At 65.8% G+C, this 17,671-nt stretch carries 17 protein-coding genes; 2 read left to right on the top strand and 15 right to left on the bottom strand.

Annotated features, from left to right (window positions below; genetic code table 11):
- Nucleotides 1–26: 26 nt before the first annotated feature.
- The 8 genes from J2808_RS14820 to dxr form a co-directional block, all read right to left on the bottom strand.
- Nucleotides 27–917, bottom strand: coding sequence for a GNAT family N-acetyltransferase (locus J2808_RS14820; RefSeq protein WP_309818326.1), 891 nt, complete (start codon nucleotides 915–917; stop codon nucleotides 27–29).
- Nucleotides 880–2,046 carry a flavodoxin-dependent (E)-4-hydroxy-3-methylbut-2-enyl-diphosphate synthase gene (ispG, locus tag J2808_RS14815; protein ID WP_164201167.1) on the bottom strand — a complete coding sequence of 389 codons (1,167 nt, stop codon included), beginning with the start codon at nucleotides 2,044–2,046 and terminating at the stop codon, nucleotides 880–882. Before ispG ends, J2808_RS14820 begins: the two co-directional genes overlap by 38 nt.
- Nucleotides 2,047–2,092: 46 nt before the next feature.
- On the bottom strand, nucleotides 2,093–2,386 hold the full coding sequence (locus tag J2808_RS14810) for a YciI family protein (RefSeq protein WP_309818047.1): 294 nt from the start codon (nucleotides 2,384–2,386) through the stop codon (nucleotides 2,093–2,095).
- Between the two features lie 44 nt (nucleotides 2,387–2,430).
- The gene (locus tag J2808_RS14805; protein WP_309818044.1) at nucleotides 2,431–3,021 is read right to left on the bottom strand and encodes a hypothetical protein; all 591 of its coding nucleotides are present in this window, start codon (nucleotides 3,019–3,021) and stop codon (nucleotides 2,431–2,433) included.
- On the bottom strand, nucleotides 3,018–3,740 hold the full coding sequence (locus J2808_RS14800) for a MarR family transcriptional regulator (RefSeq protein ID WP_309818041.1): 723 nt from the start codon (nucleotides 3,738–3,740) through the stop codon (nucleotides 3,018–3,020). The genes J2808_RS14805 and J2808_RS14800 overlap by 4 nt, the downstream gene beginning before the upstream one ends.
- 87 nt (nucleotides 3,741–3,827) lie before the next feature.
- The gene (locus J2808_RS14795; protein WP_309818038.1) at nucleotides 3,828–4,520 is read right to left on the bottom strand and encodes a hypothetical protein; all 693 of its coding nucleotides are present in this window, start codon (nucleotides 4,518–4,520) and stop codon (nucleotides 3,828–3,830) included.
- Between the two features lie 47 nt (nucleotides 4,521–4,567).
- Nucleotides 4,568–5,899 carry a M50 family metallopeptidase gene (locus J2808_RS14790; protein WP_309818035.1) on the bottom strand — a complete coding sequence of 444 codons (1,332 nt, stop codon included), beginning with the start codon at nucleotides 5,897–5,899 and terminating at the stop codon, nucleotides 4,568–4,570.
- 18 nt (nucleotides 5,900–5,917) lie between these two features.
- Nucleotides 5,918–7,102 carry a 1-deoxy-D-xylulose-5-phosphate reductoisomerase gene (gene dxr, locus J2808_RS14785; RefSeq protein ID WP_309818033.1) on the bottom strand — a complete coding sequence of 395 codons (1,185 nt, stop codon included), beginning with the start codon at nucleotides 7,100–7,102 and terminating at the stop codon, nucleotides 5,918–5,920.
- An 83-nt stretch (nucleotides 7,103–7,185) separates the two neighbouring features.
- On the opposite strand from dxr, the gene J2808_RS14780 reads away from it, so the two are divergent.
- A complete protein-coding gene (locus J2808_RS14780) occupies nucleotides 7,186–8,652 on the top strand; it encodes a lipase maturation factor family protein (protein ID WP_309818032.1) in 1,467 nt (488 codons plus the stop codon).
- A gap of 81 nt (nucleotides 8,653–8,733) precedes the next feature.
- Here J2808_RS14780 and J2808_RS14775 read toward each other — a convergent pair whose 3' ends face one another.
- The 7 genes from J2808_RS14775 to J2808_RS14745 are packed head-to-tail and all read right to left on the bottom strand — an operon-like array spanning nucleotide 8,734 to nucleotide 16,766.
- A complete protein-coding gene (locus J2808_RS14775; protein WP_309818030.1) occupies nucleotides 8,734–9,573 on the bottom strand; it encodes an HpcH/HpaI aldolase/citrate lyase family protein in 840 nt (279 codons plus the stop codon).
- Between the two features lie 41 nt (nucleotides 9,574–9,614).
- Nucleotides 9,615–10,115, bottom strand: coding sequence for a MaoC family dehydratase (locus tag J2808_RS14770; protein ID WP_309818027.1), 501 nt, complete (start codon nucleotides 10,113–10,115; stop codon nucleotides 9,615–9,617).
- Entirely contained in the window at nucleotides 10,112–10,879 is a 768-nt protein-coding gene (locus J2808_RS14765) for a CoA transferase subunit B (RefSeq protein WP_309818025.1), read from the bottom strand. The genes J2808_RS14770 and J2808_RS14765 overlap by 4 nt, the downstream gene beginning before the upstream one ends.
- A gap of 2 nt (nucleotides 10,880–10,881) precedes the next feature.
- Nucleotides 10,882–11,682: a CoA transferase subunit A gene (locus J2808_RS14760; RefSeq protein ID WP_309818023.1), complete on the bottom strand. Its 801-nt coding sequence runs from the start codon at nucleotides 11,680–11,682 to the stop codon at nucleotides 10,882–10,884.
- A gap of 20 nt (nucleotides 11,683–11,702) precedes the next feature.
- A complete protein-coding gene (locus J2808_RS14755) occupies nucleotides 11,703–12,878 on the bottom strand; it encodes an acyl-CoA dehydrogenase family protein (protein WP_309818019.1) in 1,176 nt (391 codons plus the stop codon).
- A gap of 2 nt (nucleotides 12,879–12,880) precedes the next feature.
- Nucleotides 12,881–15,151, bottom strand: coding sequence for an acetyl/propionyl/methylcrotonyl-CoA carboxylase subunit alpha (locus J2808_RS14750; protein ID WP_309818016.1), 2,271 nt, complete (start codon nucleotides 15,149–15,151; stop codon nucleotides 12,881–12,883).
- A gap of 7 nt (nucleotides 15,152–15,158) precedes the next feature.
- A complete protein-coding gene (locus J2808_RS14745; protein ID WP_309818014.1) occupies nucleotides 15,159–16,766 on the bottom strand; it encodes a carboxyl transferase domain-containing protein in 1,608 nt (535 codons plus the stop codon).
- A gap of 257 nt (nucleotides 16,767–17,023) precedes the next feature.
- Here J2808_RS14745 and J2808_RS14740 point away from each other — a divergent pair, with 257 nt between their 5' ends.
- Nucleotides 17,024–17,635 carry an SACE_7040 family transcriptional regulator gene (locus J2808_RS14740; RefSeq protein ID WP_309818324.1) on the top strand — a complete coding sequence of 204 codons (612 nt, stop codon included), beginning with the start codon at nucleotides 17,024–17,026 and terminating at the stop codon, nucleotides 17,633–17,635.
- The last annotated feature ends 36 nt before the right edge of the window (nucleotides 17,636–17,671 follow it).

Raw genomic sequence — 17,671 nt, 5'->3', positions numbered from 1 at the left:
CCGGAAGCTGGAACACGACCCGCATGCTAGAACAGGACCGTAGCGAACGTGCCGACCTGGCGGAAACCCACGCGCTCGTACGTGGACCGCGCGCGGAGGTTAAAGCCGTTGACATAGAGGCTGGTCACAGGAGCCAAGGTACGGGCTTTCTCCACCACTGCTGCCATGTAGCCCGCGCTCAAACCCTGGCCCCGGTAGCCGGGGTTCATCCAGACGCCCTGGATCTGCGTGACGTCGGCTGTGACTGCTCCGAGCTCGGCTTTGAACACCACGTCACCGGAAGCGTTGACATGCGCGAGCGAATGGCCCTGCCGGATCAGGCCCTCCACGCGGCGGCTGTAGAACTCCTTGCCGCCGAGGAACGGTGAGTAGCCCACTTCTTCCTCGAACATGGCGGCGCAGGCAGGGAGGATGCGGTCAAAATCGGCCAGCCGGCCCAACTCGAGATCGGCGTTCGGCTCCACTGACGGCGGCCCACAAAGGGTCATCAGCGGCTGTTCGTCCCGCACCTCGTGGGCCGCATGCCCCAGCTCCGCCAACTCAGCATGGAGGGCAAGGACTGAGTCTGCCGGGCCGAACGCAGAGGCAAAGCGGCGGCCGGACGCGCTGGCCGCTTCTGCGATCAGCCCGGCAAACCCGGGGTCCAGCTCGACCGGGACCAGGTTGGCTCCAGCCCAGCACGCACCCAGCAGGATGCCGTCGTCGAACACGCCCAACACAGCGGCGCCGCCGGTGGTGGGAGCCGCCGACCCTACGGCCCGGAGGTGGGCAAGAATGAACACATTGGCCACCGGGTCCTGCAGCGCAAGGCGCCGCAGGGCAGGGGTGTCCGCGCCCGAAAGTGCACGGACGGTGACCCCCTCCGGATCGGCGCCTTGTTTATGAGACGCTAACCACGGGGCTACCTTTGACAGCATCTTCGCCATCGGCCTCCCCCATCTCCTCAGCAATGCGCATGGCCTCTTCGATCAGTGTCTCAACAATCTCGCTCTCAGGCACAGTCTTGATGACTTCGCCCTTCACAAAGATCTGGCCCTTGCCGTTGCCGGAGGCCACGCCGAGGTCGGCTTCACGGGCTTCCCCGGGCCCGTTCACGACGCAGCCCATCACGGCGACCCGCAGCGGGATCTCCATGCCTTCCAGGCCGGCGGTGACCTGCTCGGCAAGGGTATAGACGTCCACCTGGGCGCGGCCGCAGGACGGGCAGGAGACGATTTCCAGCTTGCGCGGGCGCAGGTTCAGGGACTGAAGGATCTGATTGCCCACCTTGATTTCCTCCACCGGCGGAGCGGAGAGGGAAACGCGGATGGTGTCGCCGATGCCCTTGGCCAGGAGTGCCCCAAATGCTGTGGCGGACTTGATGGTCCCCTGGAAGGCCGGCCCTGCTTCGGTGACGCCCAGGTGCAGGGGCCAGTCACCCTTTTCGGCCAGCATTTCGTAGGCCGCCACCATGATGACGGGGTCATTGTGCTTGACGGAGATCTTGAAATCGTGAAATCCGTGCTCCTCGAACAGCGACGCTTCCCAGACGGCCGACTCAACGAGGGCTTCCGGTGTTGCCTTGCCGTATTTCTTGAGGATGCCCGGCTCGAGCGAACCGGCGTTGACGCCGATGCGGATGGACGTGCCGTGGTCCTTGGCGGCGCGGGCGATTTCCTTGATCTGGTCATCGAACTTGCGGATGTTGCCGGGGTTCACGCGCACTGCCGCACAGCCGGCTTCAATTGCCGCGAAGACGTACTTGGGCTGGAAGTGGATGTCCGCGATGACGGGGATCTGGGACTTGCGCGCGATGATCGGCAGTGCTTCCGCATCATCGGCTGACGGGCAGGCGACGCGCACAATGTCACAGCCCGACGCGGTCAGTTCCGCGATCTGCTGGAGGGTGGCGTTGATGTCCGTGGTGGGGGTGGTGGTCATGGACTGCACGCTGATGGGCGAGTCCGAGCCGACTCCAACCGAGCCCACCTTGATCTGGCGCGTCTTACGCCGGGGGGCGAGGACAGGCGGCGGTGCTGACGGCATTCCCAGGCTGACCGAGGTCACATGGACTCCTTGGGTAGGTATTTCGGGAGGGAAAGAGGTCCGGGAATCAGGACGCGTGCGGGGCCAGGAGGCCGATCACGGGAGTCCATTCGGTTGACCGGATACCGGCGATAGTCCCGGCGGTGGCGAAGGGGTCCTGCTTGAGCAGGTGGTTAAGCTGGGTTTCGTCCTGGACCTTGAAGATCAGCAGGGCACCTGCCCCGTCACCGTAAGGTCCGCTGGTCAGCAACTGGCCGTCTTCCGCCAGGCCGGCCAGCCAGGCGCGGTGCGCAGGGCGGTGTTCATCACGGGCGGCGGAGGAATCGGCGGCGTACACATACTCAACGGCAAAAACAGTCATAAGGACACCCTATCCCCCGGGGCGGGCTGGCGCCGATCCGGCACTTACTGCAGGAAGATCACCTTCACGATCGCTCCGGTGCCGGCCGCCCACAGCATCGACGTGAGTGTGCCGATGATGAACCGTTCCGCAGCCACCGGTGTTTCCTTCAGTTCGGCAAACCTGCCCAGCCCCTTAATGGCCACGATGTAGGCAATGGCCACCGGCTGTCCCGTCAGGATGGCCAGGCACACGCCCAGGCGTTCAAGGACTCCGATGATCGCCCCGCCGCGCAGGATCCGCTGCCCCGGAACTGCAGGCGCCGGAACCGCCTGCCCGGGTACGGCGGGTGCCGGGTGGGTGGCGTCCGACGGCGGCTGGCCGCCACGCGCTGTCAGCTCCCCGTCCACGGTTTGCCCGCGTTCCTGGTCATCCGCCCCCGCCGGCGCGACAGACGCAGGCGCTGCCGGCAAGGTGTCCACAGTGACATCGGCTGACGGATCCTGGGCGGACCCATCGCCGGCTGCACGGCGTGCCTTCCCGGCTGCGTCGGCTTTGTCATCGATGGTTCTGGCCAACCGGAAGACCAGCGCGGTCACTGGCCAGCCAGCAAAGCCAGCCACCAGGAGGGCCACTGCAATCCAGAGTGCGTTCACCGGTTTCCTTTGGTTGGGGTGCCCTGCGCCGGAGTAGTGCGCAGTGCCAGCGATCGGGAAGGCTCCAGGATCTGGGCGTGGGCGTACTCCAGGAGCATGGCCGCCGCCGGCCGGGCCGCCGATTCTTCCGGCCATCCGGACCGGAGCACGGCGCGGCTCACCGATTGTTCGGTTATCCCCAGCTGGCGGGCCACGTGCTTCTGGCTGCCGTGACCTCCCTCGCCGTCCTGGAGTGCGCGCAACCGGTCCACTACGCGCCACTGCGCCGGGGTGCGTTGCTGCACCACGCGCCCCATCAGGCGGAGCACCGCCTGGGCATTCGCACTGCTCATGGCTCCTTCCCCGGCGTCGGGAGGGGTGTCCCGGCCACGTCCCATACTGCCGGGCACCACCGACAATGGCACTTGGGCCGCCGCACCTTTGGCCAGTTCCACTGCCTTGCGTGCTGCCACAAAGCCGTTCCCGGTCCCCTCTCTGGGGCTTGCGCCGGGAGCGAGCAGCACCGTGCCGATCCCGATCCCGACATACCAGTGGCCGTCCCTGAGAGCATGGAGGGCTATCTCCACCACATCCGCGGCATGTTCCACAACACCCTGGAGCTCATCTCCCACCGAACGCTCGAAGGGGGCCGGGGTGAGGCTGCGCAAAGCGGAGATCAGGCCTGGAACCCGGTCCACATCCGTGGTACTGCCGCGTTGGTCAATGGTCAGTACATACATGCCCTAACCGTACGCAGGTGGCCACGGATAATCAATCACGTATAGCTGATTATCAAATATCAGCCAAAATAGGCTGATATAACGGAATCAGCCGGTGTTCCCCCTACGCGCGACCGGCGCATCCGCAGACCGCCAGGTTGCCGTCCACGCGATCCATACCGCGGCAGCTCCCATCAGCAGGGCACCGGCGCTCTGGGTTGGCAGGCTGCTTCCCGTGGTGGCCTGTCCCAGGACCACACCGAGGACGTAGAACAGCACGGCGCCGCCAGCCCAGAGCGCCCCCGCCCACCGCGGCAGCAGGCGGGAACGCCATACCGCGATCCCCAGCAGGACGTTGCCCACGAATGCCAGCAGCAGGCCAAGCAGGAACGCCCCGGTCATTGACGCCGGGAATTCCAACTGCATCACGTCCGGGTTTCCGGCCAGGTAGGCCTTCCCTATGGCGGGGGTGGCGAACGTGGAAATCACGGCCGGCACAAGCAGCAACGCCGTACCGGCGGCGGCGGTGACCATGGCTGTCAACGCCAGGCCTCCCACCCGGGTGCCGGCCAGGCAGCAGCCCAGGGCTAATGCCCCGAAAATGGCGAGGATAGTTCCGCCAGTGCTGCCCAGCAGATGGCCGACCTGGTACGAGTCAGCGCTGACAAATCGGGCCCAGGCTTCCGGGTCCTTGGCTTGGTCCGGCTGTGGCTCCAGCGAGGACCACGCCGTGACGAGCCAGGCGGCCGCCAGCGTCCACAACCCTGCCCGGATCCAGCGGCTGATGTTCGGCGGGTTCATTTTTCGTTCACCCTTCTCCATGGCGGAATCAGGCAGCGGGAGACTTCTCAGCCGAAGAGGTTCACCGGCTTCACGATGTCGGCGTAGATCAGCAGCGCGCTCATCCCCATCAGCAGAGTGGCCACCACATAGGTCACGGGAAGCAATTTGGCGATGTCGAAAGCTCCCGGGTCCGGTTTGCCGAACAGCTTGGCCACCCGGCGCCGTGCACCCTCGTACAGCGCTCCGGCCACATGCCCGCCATCAAGTGGCAGCAGCGGGATCAGGTTGAAGACCGCGAGCGCAAAATTGAGCCCGGCCAGCAGTCCCACCAGCGCGGCCAGACGGGACTGAACGGGCACCTCTTCCATGGCCGCGACTTCACCGGCCACGCGTCCGACGCCCACAACACTGATGGGCCCGTTCGGATCGCGCTCCTCCTCGCTGAAGGCCGCCTTGGCCACGCCCACCACCCTGGCGGGCAGGTTGAGGACAACTCCGGCCACCTGCCTGATGTTCTCCCCAGCCATGGGCAGGACGGACGACGCCGGCTGGGCCACCAGTTCGGTCTGCGCGCCGATGCCCAGGAAGCCTACGTCCTGGTACAGCAGATTGCCGGCGTCGTCCTTGGCCTGGCGTCCGTCGACACCCACAACGGGCCGGGCGGACAGCACCGGGGTCACCGTGGTGGTCACCGGTCCGCCGTCGCGCTCCACCGTGATGGCGACTTCCCTGCCCGCGGACGCACGGATCCACTCCGTCAGCTGGTCCCAGCTGCTGACGGCTTTCCCGTCAAAGGAGGTGACCACATCATTCGGCAGGAGCCCGGCAGCCGCAGCGGGAGTCAGCTGGCAGTCGGGCGAATTGGGATCCACCGTCTGGCCAGCGGCCACTTGGCACTTGGACACATCGGAGATGGTGGTGGTGGCCGTGGCCACACCGAAGCCCATCAGCAGGACAGCGGTCAGCACCACGCCGATCAGCAGGTTCATGACCGGACCGCCCAGCATCACGATGATTTTCTTCCAGACCGGCAGGCGGTAGAACACCCGGTTCCCGTCCTCCGGGCCAACCTCCTCGTGGGCCATGGAGCGGGCCTCCGTGGCCAAGGTCTGGAACATACCGGTGCTGGAGGGCCGGACGGTTCCGTCTTCCTTGTTGGGCGGGTACATCCCGATCATGGACACGTAGCCGCCCAGCGGAATCGCCTTCACACCGTATTCGGTCTCGCCCTTCCGCTTTGACCACAGGGTGGGGCCGAAGCCGATCATGTACTTGGTGACGCGTACTTTGAACAGCTTGGCGGGCACCAGGTGCCCCACTTCGTGGAGCGCAATGGACACAGCGATGCCGATCGCCACAAAGACGACGCCGAGGATAAAAAGGAGGATGGGGCTCATGCGTGGATCTGCTGCTTCCTAGAGACTGCTTACTGCCAAACGTTCGTGGGCGCGTGTTCGTGCCCAGTCTTCAGCATCCAGCACTGACTCAAGGGTCAGCTCCGAGGATCCTGGGTGTTCGCTGAGGACAGCGTCAATGATGTCCACGATTTCGGTGAAGCGGATGCGTCCTGAGTGGAAGGCCATGACTGCTTCCTCGTTGGCCGCGTTGAAGACTGCAGGGTACGTGCTCCCCTGCTTGGCGGCATCCTTGGCCAGGTCCACGGCCGGGAACGCGGCGGTGTCCAGCGGTTCGAAGGTCCAACTGGTGGCCTGGGTCCAGTCACACGGGGACGCCGCTTTCGGCACCCTGTCCGGCCAGCCGATCCCCAGGGCGATGGGCAGGCGCATGTCCGGCGGCGAGGCCTGCGCGATAACGGACCCGTCAACGAACTGGACCATGGAGTGGACCACCGACTGCGGGTGGACCACCACGTCGATGCGGTCCAGCGGTACGTCAAACAGCAGATGGGCTTCGATCAGCTCAAGGCCCTTGTTGACCAAGGTGGCCGAATTGGTGGTGACCATCAGGCCCATGTCCCAGGTGGGGTGTGCCAGGGCTTCCTGCGGGGAAACGCCGTGCAGCTGCTCCCGCGTGCGTCCGCGGAACGGGCCTCCCGATGCCGTGAGGATGAGTTTCTCCACCTCGGCCGCTGAGCCGGAGCGCAGGCACTGGGCAATGGCCGAATGCTCGGAGTCCACCGGGACGATCTGGCCCTCACGCGCCGCGGCTTTGACCAGCGCACCGCCCACGATCAGCGATTCCTTGTTGGCCAGGGCCAAAGTGGCACCGGATCTCAGCGCGGCCAGCGTGGGAGCCAGGCCGATGGAGCCGGTGATGCCGTTGAGGACCACATCCGCGTCCATCGCTGCGATGCGCGCCGAAGCGTCCGGGCCAGCGATGATCTCCGGACGGTAGTCCTGCCGCCCGGCAAGGCGGGCAGCATCGGTGATCAGCTCCTGCAGCTGCCGGGGATCGCCGGCAGCGATACCGACGGCGGCAGCGCCTGTGTGGACAGCCTGTCGGGCGAGCAGCTCCAGGTTTCCACCGCCTGCACTAAGTGCCACTACCTCAAAGAGGTGCGGGGCGCCGTCGACGACGTCAATCGCCTGGGTGCCGATGGAACCGGTGGATCCGAGGAGGACGATTCTGCGTGGCTGCATGGCTTAAGTATCCCGCACCCCTGGTCCTTTCCCGGATCTGCCTGATCTAGGAGCCGGGAACGGCCAGGCGTAACGTGGAGTGCGTGGACTGGGTTTCCTGGTTCGATGCTCCGGACTACGAGTTCGCGCGGCAGGTGCTGCAGCGAGGCATCGCCGCGCTGTACTTTGTGGCGTTCCTGTCGTCCCTGAACCAGTTCCCGGCGCTGCTTGGCGAACACGGGCTCCTCCCCGTTCCGCGGTACCTGGAGGGGTTCAGCGTCAGGCGCCGGCCCACGCTCTTCCGGTGGCGCTACTCGGACCAGCTTCTGCGATGGGTTTGCACAGCGGGACTGGCCATTTCGGCGCTGCTGGTTGCAGGTGTCCCGCAGCTCGGGCCGCCGTGGGTGCCTCTGCTGGCCTTCCTGGCCCTGTGGCTGCTTTATATGTCGATCGTCAACGTGGGCCAGACGTTCTACGGCTTCGGCTGGGAAATGCTGCTTCTGGAAGCCGGCTTCACCGTCGCGTTCCTCGGCTCAGACCAGACGGAACCGCCCCGCACCATACTGATCCTGGTGGCCTGGCTGGTGTTCCGCCTGGAGTTCGGCGCCGGCATGATCAAGATCCGCGGCGGCCGGGAATGGCGTGACCTGACAGCGCTGTACTACCACCACGAGACCCAGCCGATGCCTGGTCCCTTGAGCCGGCAGGCGCATCTGCTGCCCAAACCCTTCCACCGGCTGGAAGTGCTGGGAAACCACTTCGCGCAACTGGTCGTGCCGTTTTTCCTGTTCGCCCCGCAGCCCATTGCCAGCATCGCCGCCGGCATCGTGATCTTCACCCAGCTGTGGCTGGTGGCCAGCGGCAACTTTGCGTGGCTGAACTGGATCGCCATTGTGCTGGCCTTCGCCGCGGTCAGCGACCCCGTTGCCCATGCCGTGTTCCCCTTCCTGCCCCTGGACTGGCACCCTGCGGCGGGAAGTCGCGGGAATCCGCCGTACTGGCTTGCCATCACCGTCGCGGCGACGCTGCTGCTGGTGGTCCTGAGCTACTGGCCGGTGCGGAACCTCATCTCCAGGGGGCAGCTGATGAATGCCAGCTTCAACCGCTGGCAGCTGGTCAACACCTACGGCGCCTTCGGCACCGTGACGAAGCAGCGCATCGAGATCGTTGTCGAAGGCACCCTGGCCGCTGAACCTGACGACACGGCTGACTGGCGCGAGTACGCATTCAAGGGCAAGCCCGGCGACGTGCGCCGGCTGCCGCGGCAGTGGGCGCCCTACCACCTGCGGCTGGACTGGCTGATGTGGTTCCTGCCGCTGCGCACGGTCCACGAGGAGTGGTTTTATGCCTTCCTCGGCAAGCTCCTCGAGGCTGATCCCCGGACCCTGCTGCTTCTTCGCGAGGACCCGTTCGACGGCGAACCGCCGCGTTGGGTGCGCGTCCACAGTTACCTGTATCGCTTCGCCACCCGGAATGAGTTTCGGGAAACCGGTGAGCGGTGGGTCAGGACCCTTTTGTATGAGGCCATTCCGCCGTTGTCCCCCCGCGGTTCCCGCGGGCGGCGACGGTAATCAGGCCGCAACCGTAAGTAAGACGCGGTGACCGCAATCAGACGCTGTGACTCACGCGTGCTGGTTCCTCACGCGTGTGGTTCAGGCGTGGGTTCCGGCCCTGCGGAGCGTGGCTTCCGCGTGCTTGAGGATGGGGCCGTCGATCATCTTGCCGTTGAATTGGAAGACCCCGGACCCTGCCGCGGCGGCGGCCCGCAACAGTTCCTGGGCAGCGGTAACGTCGACCTCGGATGGGGCATAAGCGCCGCGGACCACGTTCGCCTGCGTGGGGTGGATGCACGCCTTGGAGCCAAACCCTGAGGCCACGGCGTCGGCAGCCTCCACAGCGAGCCCGTCAAGGTCCGGGATGTTGACGTAGACAGCGTCCACGGCTTCCTTCCCGAAGGCGCGGGCGGCCACAAGTACCGCGGACCGGGCGTGCATTGCCACGGCGCGGTAGCCGCCGTCGCTCTTTCTTGAGGAGGTTCCGCCCAGGGACGCGAGCAGGTCCTCTGCGCCCCACATCAGTGCCACCACATTTGGTGCAGCGGCGATGGCGGGTGCGTTGAGGATTCCCGCGGCGGTTTCGCACAGGGCAATGACGTGGAAGTCCTTGAGTGCTTCCAGCTGCCCGGCGCTCTCGGCTTTGGCCAGCATCACCGTCCGGTACGGCGTATGTGCCAGGCAATGCAGGTCCTTTTCGAACTCTTCAGTGCCGGCCGGATTGAGGCGGACGATGGTCCGGCTGGGGTCCAGCTCGGGTCCGTCACCGGCGGCACCGAGCTGGGCGAGGATCGCGCCGCGGGCCCGCTGCTTGTCCGCGGGAGCCACGGCGTCTTCCAAATCCAGGATGACGGCGTCGGCGCGTTCGGCTGCCTTCTGGTAGCGCTCGGGACGGTCGGCGGGGCAGAACAAGAGGGCGGGGCCCATCACAAATGTCATACGGACATTGTCCCCTTTCCGATGCCCTGCCCGCTCCCCTTTTATGGTTGTGCCGGGCGCACGGCGTGGGCCTCGCGGGTCCACATCAGGCAGCTCCGGGTTGCCAGGGCCACCACGGTGCCGTCCTGGTTTCGGCCTGTGTGCTGCATGGTCACAATCCCCTGGCCGGGCCGTGATTCCGAGAGCCGCTTCTGCTGGATCACGGTCTCTGTGTAAAGCGTGTCGCCGTGGTATAGCGGGTGCGGAAAGGACACATCAGTCAGGCCCAGTTGGGCGATGATGGTGCCCTGGGTCAGCTGCGACACGGACTGCCCCACCACGGTGGACAGCGTGAACATGGAGTTGACCAGCCGCTGGCCGAAAGGCTGGCCTGCGCTCCAGGCTGCGTCAAGGTGCAGGGCCTGGGTATTCATGGTGAGCGTGGTGAAGAGGACGTTGTCCGCCTCCGTCACGGTGCGTCCGGGCCGGTGCGCGTACACAACGTCCTGCTCCAGCTCGTCGAAGTACAGGCCCCGCTGTTCAATGATGCGGTGGCCCGTCATACAGTGAGTTCCTGGTCCTCTTCGAAGAGCTCAGCCCCGGTGGCCGCCGCGACGTCCTCGACGGACACATTGGGCGCCAGTTCGCGAAGCACCAGGCGGGACCGCCCGCCCTCGGTGACAACATCGATCACGGCGAGGTCGGTAATGATCCGGTCCACGCAGGCTTTGCCGGTCAGCGGCAGCGTGCACTGTTCCACGATTTTGGGGCGGCCGTTGCGGTCAACGTGTTCCATCATCACGATCACCTTCTTGGCGCCGAAAACCAGGTCCATGGCTCCGCCCATGCCTTTGACCATCTTGCCGGGGATCATCCAGTTGGCCAGGTCGCCGTTCTGCGCCACTTCCATGGCGCCCAGCACCGCCACATCCACGTGCCCGCCCCGGATCATGCCGAACGATGACGCGGAGTCGAAGAAGGCTGCGCCCTTGTTGACCGTGACGGTTTCCTTGCCGGCGTTGATCAGGTCAGGGTCCACGGCGTCCTCAGCCGGGTAGGGCCCGACGCCCAGGATCCCGTTCTCCGAGTGCAGGACAACTTCCACACCGGCGGGAATGTAGTTGGGGATCAGGGTTGGCATGCCAATGCCCAGGTTGACGTATTGCCCGTTGCTGAGCTCCCGGGCCACCCGCGCGGCCAGTTCGTTCCGGGTCCAGCCTTTGGCGTCCTGGTTCGTGCCCTCGGGATGCCCGACGGCGGCACGGCGGTATTCGGGCCGGACGGCTTCGGGGCGGGGAGGCGCTCCCTGCGTGCTGTTCGACTCCATGGCTACGCTCCTGCCTGTGATGTGTCTGTGGCCGGGCCGGCCCCGGCCGGGGCAGCCAGGGACACGGTCCGCTTTTCAATCCGCTTCTCGCCGCCGGGCACCACCACCACGCGCTGGACGAAGATGCCGGGTACATGGACGTGCTCCGGATCAAGCTCGCCCGGTTCCACCAGCTCCTCCACTTCGGCCACGGTGATCCTGCCTGCCATCGCGCAGAGGGGGTTGAAGTTCATGGCGGTGGCGTGGAAGACAAGGTTGCCGTGGCGGTCGCCCTTCCATGCGTGCACCAGGCCGTAATCGGGCGTCAGTGACTCCTCCAGGACGTAGTCAACCCCGCTGAAAGTCCGCACCTCCTTGGGTGCGGAGGCGATCGCAACCCCGCCGTCGGCGTCGTACTTCTGGGGAAGCCCGCCCTCGGACACCTGGGTACCCACGCCGGCCTTGGTGTAGAAGGCGGGGATTCCGGCTCCGCCGGCCCGGAGTTTCTCTGCGAGGGTTCCCTGCGGGGTGAGCTCCACCTCCAGTTCACCGGCGAGGTACTGGCGGGCGAACTCCTTGTTCTCGCCGACGTAGGAGCTGACGGTCCGCCGGATCCTGCCGTCCCGAAGCAGGACGCCGAGGCCCCAGTCGTCCACGCCGCAGTTGTTGCTCACGGTCTCCAGATCCTTGGTGCCGTGCCGGTGCAGGGCGTCGATGAGGGCCACGGGGATTCCGCACAGGCCGAACCCGCCCACCGCGAGCGACGCGCCGTCCGGGATGTCCGCTGTGGCTTCCTCGGCGCTGGCAACAACCTTGTTAATCATCAGTGATCCTCTCCAGCCGGCTACAGTCCGAGTTCGCGGGCGATCAGCATCAGCTGGACCTCCGTGGTGCCCTCCCCCACTTCAAGGATCTTGGAGTCGCGGTAGTGGCGTGCCACGGTGAATTCGTTGATGAAGCCATAGCCGCCGAACACCTGGGTGGCATCCCGCGCGTTGTCCATGGCTGCCTCGCCTGCGACCATCTTAGCGATGGCCGCCTGCGTCTTGAACGGCTTACCAGCGAGCATTCTTGAGGAGGCGTCATAGTAGGCCAGGCGTGCCGTGTGGGCTCTGGCCTGCATCCGCGCGATCTTGAACGCGATGGCCTGGTGCTTGCCGATGTGTTGGCCAAAGGCACTGCGTTCCTTGGCGTACTTCACCGAGAGGTCCACGCAGCCCTGCGCTGCTCCTGTGGCGAGCGCGGCGATGGCGATCCGGCCCTCGTCCAGGATGGAGAGGAAGTTCGCGTAGCCCCTGCCTTCCTCGCCGAGCAGGTTTTCCTCCGGCACACGGACGTCCTTCAAGGTCAGCGGATGCGTGTCCGAGGCGTTCCAGCCCACCTTGTTATAGGCCTTTTCCGCCTTGAACCCCGGGGTGTCGGTGGGCACCAGGATGGTGGAGATCTCCTTCTTGATGCTCCCGTCCTTGCGCTCCGTCTCGCCAGTGACGGCTGTGACTGTCACCAGGCGCGTGATGTCGGTACCGGAGTTCGTGATGAACTCCTTGTTCCCGTTGATCACCCATTCGGTCTTGCTGCCGGCGGTCTCGCGCCGGGCGTGGGTCTTGGTGCCGCCCGCGTCGGAACCGGCTTCCGGCTCGGTGAGCCCGAAGCCTGCGAGCGCCTCACCCGAAGCGAGCACCGGCAGCCACTCCTGCTTCTGGGATTCAGTGCCGAACCGGTAGACGGGCATGGCACCCAGGGAGACGCCCGCTTCAAGCGTGATGGCCACCGACTGATCCACCCGGCCCAGCTGTTCGAGGGCGAGCGCGAGCGCAAAATAGTCGCCGCCCATCCCGCCGTATTCCTCAGGGAACGGCAGCCCGAAGAGACCCATGTCTGCCATCTGCTTCACGATTTCATAGGGGAAGCTGTGTTCCTCATCGTGCTTGGCGGACACCGGGGCCACCACGTTGTCCGCGAAGTCGCGGACGGTGTCGCTGAGGTCCTGGTATTCCTCGCTGAGTTCAAAATCTGTCATGGCTAGGCTCCCTTGCCTGTGTTGTCAGTGCCTGTTGTGTCAGTGTTGTCCGGCACCGTGGGCGGGTCCGGATCCGGGACCGTCATGGTGTCCGTGAGTGAATCACTGGTCTCTGCGTGGATGGTGGCCAGCACCTGGTCAGCCTTCACCAGGTCGCCCGTCCTGACGCTGATGTGTACGGTGCCGGCCACTTCGGCGACCAACTGATGCTCCATCTTCATGGCTTCCACGGAGAGGAGGACCTGGCCGGCTGCCACGTGGTCGCCGTCGGCCACGGCAACGGACACCACCGTGCCCGGCATGGGCGAGCGGACCTCCGGATCCGCGATGCCCTCCTCGCGCTGGATGGCGGCGAGCACCCGGGCGAGCCGTGACTCCCGGGTCAGTACTTCCAGCCGGCACGACCAGCCGCCGTTGCCCACGAAGACGGTCTGCGCATTCCCCGTCGCCGGGGACGCCTCGCGGGAGGAACCCCGGGCGAACCGCATCTGCTCGCCGTCGATCGCCAGGAACACGTCCTGTCCGGTCAGTCCCAGGACAGTCACGTCGTGTTCTGGACCCCCGTTGACCCGGGCCGTAACGTGGCCGAGGTCCAGGTTGCTCACCCAGGTCACCGCTACCGTGGCAATGTCGCCGCCCGGGACGCCAAAGCTCCTGGTCCAGGGCGCCGGGCTCCCCAGCCGCCAACCGGTGATGCTGTTCCAGGGGGACCCCACGTTCGCCGGCCCCTCGGCCAGCACCCACTCCGGAATCGCAGCGGCGATGATCTCGGTATCCCCCACGCGGCGGAAGGTGAAATGCGGCATCCTGCGCTCGATCAGGCCGGTGTCCAGGCGCCCTGCCCGGACGTCATCGTCAGTAATCAGCAGGCGAAGGTACTCAACGTTCGTCTCGATCCCCAGCACCGTGTAGCGGGCGAGGGCGGTGTCGAGCCTGGCCAGCGCAGCCTTCCGGTCGGCGCCCCAGGCGACCACCTTGGCCACCATGGGATCGTAGTCGCTGGAGATTTCCAGTCCCTGCACCAGCGAGGAGTCGATCCGGATGTCCGGGTCCGCGGCAGCATCCGTCGCGGAGGAACGGAAGCCCTCGAAGGCCGTGAAGGTGGTGCCCCGCTCGTCCAGGAGCACCACCTCCCCGCCTGATGGCATGAAGTTCCGTTCCGGGATCTCCGCGTAGACGCGCGCTTCGACCGCGTGCCCGTTAAGTTCGACGTCGGCCTGGCGGACGGTCAGTTCCTCACCGGCGGCGATCCGGACCTGCCATTCGACCAGGTCAACGCCCGTGACCATTTCGGTGACCGGATGCTCCACCTGCAGGCGGGTGTTCATCTCCATAAAAAAGAACTCGTCCGGGGCATCATCGGAGACCAGGAACTCCACGGTGCCGGCACCGCTGTAGTGGACACTCCGGGCCGCCTGGCAGGCAGCCTCGCCGATCCTGGCACGGGTGGCACCACCGTCGTTCAGTGAATCCAGCAGCGGTGACGGCGCTTCTTCGATGACTTTTTGGTGGCGCCGCTGCAGCGAGCACTCGCGCTCGCCCAGGTGGATGACGTTGCCGTGGTTGTCAGCCAGGACCTGGACCTCTATGTGCCGCGGCGTGCGCACCAACCGCTCCAGGAAGAGGGTGTCGTCACCGAAGGCGCTCGCCGCAACCCGCCGGGCCGTGGCCAGCGTGGCTTCGAGTTCCCCGGGGCGCTCCACGATGTGCATGCCCTTCCCGCCGCCGCCGGCGGAGGGCTTGATGAGCAGCGGGAAGCCGACGCCGTCCGCGGCCTCCACCAGCTGCGCGTCGGTCATGCCCGGCCTGGCAATGCCCGGCACCACGGGAACGCCGAAGCCTGCCACGTGGTTCTTGGACCGGATCTTGTCGCCCATGACATTAAGGGATTCCACACCGGGGCCGATGAAGGTGATGCCGGCCCCTTCCAGGGCGCGGGCGAAGTCGACGTTCTCGCTCAGGAAGCCGTAACCGGGGTGCACGGCCTCGGCGCCGGTATCACGGCAGGCCTGGATGATTGCTTCGATGTTCAGGTAGCTCTCCGCGGCGGAGGCGGGGCCGATCCGCACGGCAACGTCTGCTTCCCGCACGTGGCGGGCGTCGTCGTCGGCATCGCTGTAGACGGCCACGGAACGGATGCCGAGGGCGCGCAGCGTGCGGATCACACGGCAGGCGATCTCCCCGCGGTTGGCCACGAGGACGGTGCCAAAGAGGGGTTTGCCGGGATTTGAGGTATTGGCCAGTGCGGGAGATGTCGCGGGAGGAATGGTCACAGCGGGCTCACATCCGGAATAGGCCGAAGGAGGTCTCCGGCAGCGGGGTGCGGGAGACGACGTCGAGCGCCAGTCCCAGGACGGTGCGGGTGTCCACAGGGTCAATGATGCCGTCGTCCCAGAGGCGGGCGGTGGAGTAGTACGGGCTGCCTTGGTCCTCATACTGTTGTTTGATGGGGGCCTTGAACGCCTCTTCGTCTTCGGCGGACCATTCCTGGCCGGCGGCGTCGTACTGGTCCCGTTTGACGGTGGCGAGGACGCTGGAGGCCTGGTTGCCGCCCATCACCGAAATGCGACTGGCGGGCCACATCCAGAGGAACCGCGGCGAGTAAGCCCTCCCGCACATCGAGTAGTTGCCTGCCCCGAAAGACCCGCCGATCACCACAGTGAGCTTTGGCACCCTGGCCGTGGCCACCGCGGTGACCATCTTGGCGCCATTCTTGGCGATGCCGCCCTGTTCGGAATCCTTGCCCACCATGAAGCCGGAAATATTCTGCAGGAAGATCAACGGGAAACCGCGCTGATCGCACAGCTCAATGAAGTGCGCGCCCTTGAGCGAGGACTCGCTGAACAGCACGCCGTTGTTGGCCACAATCCCCACGGGGTGGCCGTGAAGCTTCGCGAAGCCTGTGACGAGTGTGGTGCCGTATTCCTTCTTGAATTCGTGGAACCTGCTGCCGTCTACCAGCCGGGCAATGACTTCGCGGACGTCGTATTGGGCGTTGACGTCCGTGGGCACAGCACCGTAGACCTCGGCGGGTTCCGCCGCGGGTTCAACGGCAGTATCCACGTTCCACGCGGGGGCAGCGGGTCTGGGGAGTGTGGCCACAATGTCACGGATGATCTGGAGGGCGTGCTCGTCGTTCTCCGCCAAGTGGTCTGTGACGCCGGAAATCCTGGAGTGGACCTCGCCGCCGCCCAGTTCCTCGGCCGTGACAATTTCACCGATCGCGGCCTTCACCAGCGGTGGGCCGCCCAGGAAGATGGTGCCCTGGTTCCGAACAATCACTGTTTCGTCGCTCATCGCAGGGACGTAGGCGCCGCCGGCCGTGCAGGAGCCCATCACCGAGGCGATCTGCGGAATCTTCGCCGCGGACATCCTGGCCTGGTTGAAGAAAATCCGGCCGAAATGCTCCTTGTCCGGAAACACGTCGTCCTGCTTGGGCAGGAACGCTCCCCCGGAGTCCACCAGATAGATGCAGGGCAAACGGTTCTCCATCGCGATTTCCTGGGCCCGGAGATGCTTCTTCACGGTCATCGGGTAATAGGTGCCGCCCTTGACCGTGGCGTCATTCGAAACCACCAGTACCTGCCGGCCATGGACCAGACCGATGCCCGCGATCACCCCGGCGCCCGGCGACTCATCGTTGTACATGCCATTGGCAGCGAGCGGGGCGATCTCCAGAAAGGGACTGCCGTCATCCAACAGCCGGTCAATGCGTTCACGCGGCAGGAGCTTTCCACGGGCCACATGGCGTTCGCGGGACTTCTCCGGTCCCCCCAGGGCAGTCTCGGCCAGCCTGGCCCGCAGTTCCTCGGCGAGCGCGCGCTGCGCAGTGTTGTTGGCCGCAAACACTTCACTTGCGGCGTCGAGCCGGCTGGTGAGGGTCTCCATCGACGCGGTCCGTTCCCGTTCTGTTGAGGCTTTCGGTCACTCGTGCCCGTGCGGAGCGCGAATGCCAACTCGGTTAGTGCTGAGTAACTGAGATTTAGGTTAGTCTCTATTAACTGTGATGTCCAACACAGGAATGCGTTGTTAGAATTTGCAGGTTCGAGGAGGAAAACGTGCCCATCGCCCGACCTGCGCAGCCGTCCCAGCCGGCGCCGGCAGACCGGCCCCTTGCAGCTGCTGCCCAGCCTGATCCGGGGACCCTGCGCGCCACGGGGACCCAGCGCAGCCAAGCCAAGGAGATCCGGCGCCAGGCACTGCTGACCGCCGCCGCGTCGCTTTTTGCCGTGAACGGGTTTAACCGCGTGTCGCTGGAGGACCTGGGGGCGGCTGCTGGCGTCAGCGGTCCGGCGGTGTACCGCCACTTCCCGGGCAAGCAGGCAGTGCTGGGTGATCTGCTGTTGACAGTCAGCCGGGACCTTTTGGCGGGCGGCCAGCGCGTGGTGGCGGAAACCACAGATCCGCTCGCGGCCCTCCGCAGGCTGGTGGAATTCCAGGTGGATTTTGCGCTGGGTAAACCGGACGTGATCCGCGTCCAGGACAGGGACTTCAGCAACCTCGCCAAACAGGACCAGACCGAGGTGCGGGCGCTGCAGCGTAACTACGTTGAGCTCTGGGTTGAGGTCCTGGCCCGGCTGCACCCCGCCATCGACGCCGCTGAACTGCGGATGCGGGCCCACGCGACCTTCGGCCTCATCAATTCCACGCCGCACTCCGTGCGGACCCATGGCCGAAAGATCGCGCCTAAAACGGCACGCCCGCTGCTTGAGAGCATGGCGCTGGCGGCCCTCACAGCAGATGGCCCGGCAGCCTGACCACCCGGCACCCTGACCACCCCGTCGTTCAATACA

It is taken from the genome of Pseudarthrobacter sulfonivorans (genome assembly GCF_031454915.1).
Taxonomy (GTDB): domain Bacteria; phylum Actinomycetota; class Actinomycetes; order Actinomycetales; family Micrococcaceae; genus Arthrobacter; species Arthrobacter sulfonivorans_C.
The sequence above is the reverse complement of the archived record's forward strand: the minus strand, read 5'-3'. Positions and strand labels throughout refer to the sequence as shown.